The sequence below is a fragment of the Collinsella ihumii genome, assembly GCF_900046475.1.
Taxonomy (GTDB): Bacteria; Actinomycetota; Coriobacteriia; order Coriobacteriales; family Coriobacteriaceae; genus Collinsella; species Collinsella ihumii.
In genome coordinates this window covers 1-854 of sequence record NZ_FCOU01000032.1, presented here as the reverse complement: position 1 = coordinate 854, position 854 = coordinate 1, and the positions used below count along the sequence as shown (strand labels likewise).

Annotated in this window: 2 protein-coding genes; both read right to left on the bottom strand. The window is 64.5% G+C overall.

The features are described from left to right. The coding region (locus BN3789_RS12185; RefSeq protein WP_147569760.1) for a DUF3662 domain-containing protein at nucleotides 1-476 on the bottom strand (476 nt) is incomplete at its 3' end. Nucleotides 477-482: 6 nt separating this feature from the next. Continuing rightward, nucleotides 483-731: a hypothetical protein gene (locus BN3789_RS12180; RefSeq protein WP_147569758.1), complete on the bottom strand. Its 249-nt coding sequence runs from the start codon at nucleotides 729-731 to the stop codon at nucleotides 483-485. Nucleotides 732-854: the final 123 nt, after the last annotated feature.

The following is an 854-nucleotide window of genomic DNA, read 5'->3' as shown; positions in this document are numbered from 1 at the left end:
ACGGCCGCCGGCCTCGGCGCCGACTCGCGGGCGGGCGCCGGACGCGGGTTCACGATGTTCATCTGTCCCGACAGGCCCTTCTGATAGGCGCGCTCCTCCTCATAGAGGCGGCCGAGGGTGGGGGCGTCGACGTTCTCGGCGAACACCGAGAAGCGGCCGCTTTTGAGCGACGGGTCGATCATGAAGCGGACCAGCGGCTCGCCCACGAACGCATAGCCCTTCTTCTCGGCGCTCGCCTTGACGAAGTCGCTGACCTCGCGGGTGAGCTGAGGATAATAGGGGGCCATGAGGGGGTCGTCCTCGTTGGCGATCAGGATGGTATAAAGAGCGGGCGCCGTGTTGACGCCGTTGATCACAAGCGTCTGATCTTCCATCTCATGAGCCGCCTGGCGGGCGAGCTTCTTGAAGGAGAACGGCGCGCGGGCGGCACCGAAGATGCCGGCGACATGGTCCTCGAAGGTGCTCAGGAAGTTCACGAACAATCACACTCCGGTCGGTTCTTTGCGGTAACCGAATAGATAGACATAGATGCAAGCGATTATAGTGGAAAGGACGCCGCCGCCCACAAGGGTTGCCGCGCCCAGCGCGGTCGCGCCGCCAATTTCCATACGGTTTGCAAGACAAAGCAGCAGAATCGACACAGCTGCGGGCACGGCGTACGCGGCGATGTAGCCGGCGTTCCTGCCGTCCTCGTCGTAGCGCGACCATGCGCGGCCCATGAGCGCCGCCATGATGGCAGAGCCGGCTGCCGCAAGCGCGGTCGAGGCGATGAGCAGGGGATTCGCGCATGCGCTCGCCGCCTGCGCGATATCGAGCGCGCCGGCCTGTCCAAGGGCTGTCTCTTATACCACTCC

Excerpts from the sequence above, each read along its gene's own strand:
- BN3789_RS12180 (WP_147569758.1), bottom strand. The coding sequence starts at position 731 with ATGGCGGCGCTCATGGGCCGCGCATGGTCGCGCTACGACGAGGACGGC.